The organism is Robinsoniella sp., assembly GCF_034124845.1.
Genome location: NZ_JAWYAJ010000174.1, coordinates 1 through 4,176, shown reverse-complemented (window position 1 = coordinate 4,176; position 4,176 = coordinate 1). Strand labels below are relative to the sequence as shown.

At 40.1% G+C, this 4,176-nt stretch carries 4 protein-coding genes; 3 read left to right on the top strand and 1 reads right to left on the bottom strand.

All coding sequences use genetic code 11. The annotated features are described in order from the left end of the window. A partial coding sequence (locus ACH2DQ_RS08250; protein ID WP_395026314.1) for a FadR/GntR family transcriptional regulator occupies positions 1-427 on the bottom strand: 427 nt, incomplete at its 3' end. 335 nt (positions 428-762) lie between these two features. Here ACH2DQ_RS08250 and dgoD point away from each other — a divergent pair. From dgoD to ACH2DQ_RS08235, 3 genes are all read left to right on the top strand, one after another. After that, entirely contained in the window at positions 763-1,911 is a 1,149-nt protein-coding gene (gene dgoD / locus ACH2DQ_RS08245) for a galactonate dehydratase (RefSeq protein ID WP_394914466.1), read from the top strand. A 16-nt stretch (positions 1,912-1,927) separates the two neighbouring features. Beyond that, a complete protein-coding gene (locus ACH2DQ_RS08240) occupies positions 1,928-2,710 on the top strand; it encodes an HpcH/HpaI aldolase/citrate lyase family protein (RefSeq protein ID WP_394914467.1) in 783 nt (260 codons plus the stop codon). Between the two features lie 285 nt (positions 2,711-2,995). Next, the gene (locus ACH2DQ_RS08235; protein WP_394914468.1) at positions 2,996-4,024 is read left to right on the top strand and encodes a LacI family DNA-binding transcriptional regulator; all 1,029 of its coding nucleotides are present in this window, start codon (positions 2,996-2,998) and stop codon (positions 4,022-4,024) included. Positions 4,025-4,176: the final 152 nt, after the last annotated feature.

The following is a 4,176-nucleotide window of genomic DNA, read 5'->3' as shown; positions in this document are numbered from 1 at the left end:
TATTGTTTTTAATAAGCTGCTCTATTTTTAAACAGAGTTCACTTATTTCACGGAGATCAGATTCGTCTGCGTTGCGGGCTGCAAGCGCTGCCATCTGAGGTTCTATCAGCATTCTTACAGAGATCAGATCCATTGCCAGCTGTTTTTTGTCTTTTATGAAGGTAAAGCCAAGGGGATCGTCCACTACACCTGGTTCCTGACAGACGAATGTTCCGGAACCCCTCCGTATTTCCACGATATTTCTGGATACCAGGATTTTGACCGCTTCCCGGATAGTACTGCGGCCCACCTTCAAGCTTTCCGCCAGCTGGAATTCATTGGGCAGCTTTTCACCGGCTTTGATTTTATTTGTTATAATTAATTCAATTATTGCATCGGAAACTTTTTCTGCCAACGGTTTATCGGCTATATTTTCAAATTCGTACATAGATAGTTTCTCCAAAGATTCATTAGATAATATTTTTTTGTTAAAATCGAACATGATCAACGATGTTATGCTTAATCGCATTTATTGTATCATGTTTTTTTTGATTCAACAATTAGTTATTTTGTAGTAAAAAGCATTGACAAATCTTTGCGTTATGATACTATATAGTAAAGACATCAGACGTCAGATGACATGATGTATTCCGGGGAGGAGGCATGATAAGTACTTATAATTGTTAATCGGGATGGACTAAATGGAAAAATACAGATGAGAATATGACAAAATTAAACGAACTATAAGGAACTATAACGAATTATAAAGAAAGGATACATGAAATGAAAATTACAAATTTGAAATTATATATGGTGCAGCCCAGATGGCTTTTTCTAAAGGTTGAAACGGATGAAGGAATCTGCGGATGGGGAGAGCCGGTTATAGAAGGCAGAGCGGAATCTGTTAAGGCATGCGTGGAAGAAATGAAAACCTATTTAATCGGCAGTGATCCTAGACGGATAGAAGATATCTGGCAGGTGCTCTACCGGGGCGGTTTCTACCGGGGAGGTCCTATTTTATCCAGTGCAATATCCGGAATTGAACAGGCCTTGTGGGATATAAAAGGAAAATATTACAATATGCCGGTATATGAATTTTTAGGAGGCATGTGCCGGAACCACGTTGACGTATACTGCTGGATCGGCGGAGACCGCCCCTCTGATGTGGGGATAGAGGCAAAACGGCAGCAAGACCTGGGGTTTAAGGCGATCAAAATGAATGCTACGGAGGAAATGGCATATATTGACAGTTTCGCAAAAGTAGATGCAGTCTGTGAACGTGTGGCGGCAATCCGTGAGCAATGCGGAAAGTACTTTGGCATTGCGGTGGATTTCCACGGCAGGGTACATAAGAGTATGGCGAAGATACTGGTGCAGGAACTGAATCAGTTTCACCTGATGTTCATTGAAGAACCGGTATTGTGTGAGAACTACGAGGCACTTGGGGAAATTGCCAAATACACGGCATCCCCAATCGCTACCGGAGAACGGCTATTTACCAGGTGGGATTTTAAGAAAATCTTCGAACAGGGTGTTGTAGATATTATCCAGCCGGATTTATCCCATGCAGGAGGTATTCTGGAGTGCCGGAAGATATCAGCCATGGCGGAAGCCTATGATGTTGCAGTGGCACCCCACTGTCCCCTTGGACCCATTGCACTGGCTTCCTGCCTGCAGATGGATGCCTGTACACCTAACGCATTTATTCAGGAACAGAGCCTTGGAATACATTACAATCAGGGCAGTGACCTGTTGGATTATCTGGCTGATCCTAAGGTATTTGAGTATCGAAACGGAGTAGTGCAGATACCTTCAAAACCGGGACTTGGAATTGAAATAAACGAAACGTATGTGGAAAAGATGGCAGAGGCTGGTCATAACTGGAAGAATCCGGTATGGCGCAACAGCGATGGAACTGTGGCGGAATGGTAGAAAGGAAGTGTGTAGGATGGAAATGAAAGCTAACGTTATTCAGGATTTTAAAGACAAAATTTCAAGGGAACCGGTGCTTGGACCCTTTTGCAAAACACTGGATCCTTCCTTTATTGAAATATTGGGATACAGTGGATTTGATTTCTGCATTCTGGATATGGAACATGGTCCGGCAGCAAGTTCTAATCTGTCTGATCTGATCCGGGCCTGTAATGTAACCGGTATTCTGCCGGTTGTAAGAGTATCCGAAATATCGGAGCAGGCAATCGGCAAAGCACTGGATCTTGGTGCCGGCGCGGTGCAGATTCCCCAGATCACCAATGCACTTCAGGCAAAAAAGGCAATTGCATTAGCCAGGTTTTATCCTAATGGACAACGTGGAGTATGCAGGTTTGTGAGGGCAGCGCATTATTCGGCAATGCCCAGAGAAGAATATTTTAAAAGTTCCAATGAAATTCTTGTTACCCTTCAGATTGAAGGCGCAGAAGCGATTAGCAATCTGGAGGAGATCATGGAAGTGGAAGGAATTGACATTATTTTTATTGGTCCCTATGACCTTTCACAGTCACTGGGAGTTCCAGGGCAGATTGACCACCCGAAAGTACTGGAATATATGAATTTCATTGTCGATATGGGAATGCGCAGGAATATTCAGATCGGAACCTTTGTGGATACGCGAAAGAGTATGAATAAATGGGTCGCCCAGGGAGTACGGTATGTCTCGTATTCTGTGGATGTGGGCATTTTTATGGATGCCTGCAAAGAACTGGTGGGAGATTTTGAAGCAGCGAAGAACTGACGAGAAAAATAAGTACCTTTGTTTTAAGAATTCTGATGAAATCTTAAAATATGAGGTACTTTTTTGTATAACTCAGATCAGATCATCACTGCCAGATCTATCTAAAAGATAATAAAATATTACCCGGGTAAAATTCTTGCAAATATTTATGTTGACATTTGTTCATATATCTGATAGGTTTTAGTTATAAAATCACATGTAATTATACAATCTGTATATAATTAAGTGAATTGATATTTTATTTTTTTCAAAAATAATTTACCCGAGTAAAGGAGTTGACAGGGAATGAAAGCGACACGATCGGATGTGGCAAAGCTGGCAGGAGTTTCCACTGCTACAGTATCAAATGCTCTAAGTTGTCCGCATAAAGTGAAAGACGAAACAGTAAAGAAAGTATTAGAAGCAGTAAAAGCTCTGGACTACAAACCAGATATGATAGCGAGAAGCTTGTCTACAAAAAAAACCATGCAAATAGGAATTGTATTAGAAGATATTTCGAATCCTTTTTTTGGTGAAATTGTTAAAGGTTTTGAACGTGCGGCAAATGAAAAAAATTATTTTGTAAATATCTGTACAGGTTTTAATAAACTGGACGAATATTTTGATAACTTTATTACGAGAAGACTAGATGGAGTTTTTGTAACTGCTATTCCTTACAAGTTTAATATGGATAAACTTTATCATTTGGTTGACAATGGGATTAAAGTATTAGTCAGCGGCAATGTAGGGGCAGATTACAGGAAAGTTTCTTCAATAGAAAATGACCATATGGCAGCAATGCATGAGGCAATGGAATACCTTTACAGTCTGGGGCACAGAGAAATAGCATACTTAAGCGGACTTGGGAGAAGCTTGCCTTATGATTTAAGGAGTATTTGTTATCTTAAGATGGTGGAACGCTTAGGACTGCCTTGCGGAGAAAATTTATTGTTTGACGGAGAATATCCTTATACTACTGATATAACTGCCGGCTATTATTATGCTAAGGAATTAATAAAGTCAGGCAGAGACTTTTCGGCTGTAATCTGTCTCAATGATTTGATGGCTCTTGGAGCTATGAAGGCTATTAAAGAAAAGGGTTACAAGGTTCCGGAAGACATATCTGTTATGGGGTTTGATGGGATTAGTTATGGGGAATATTGGGAACCTTCTTTAACGACAATGAGTTTAGATAAAGTTAAATTTGGAGAAAAAGCGTTTGAATTACTTCTTTCAAATATTGACAATGGAAATACATGCTATTTTGAGAATAAACTTAGCATCATGAAAAGAAAGTCTACTGCAAAGCGCATGATAAAGGGGGATAAAATATGATCGGCGACAGAGAACAGAATAACAGCATTTTCCGCATAATGGATAACAGCATTTTAAAAAGTTGTGAAAATGATAATAGAAAACGAGTATATATGACACCTCAGAAAATACTGTGGGAATCAAAGGGCTGTAAGTCTGTAGTTGAAAACAGC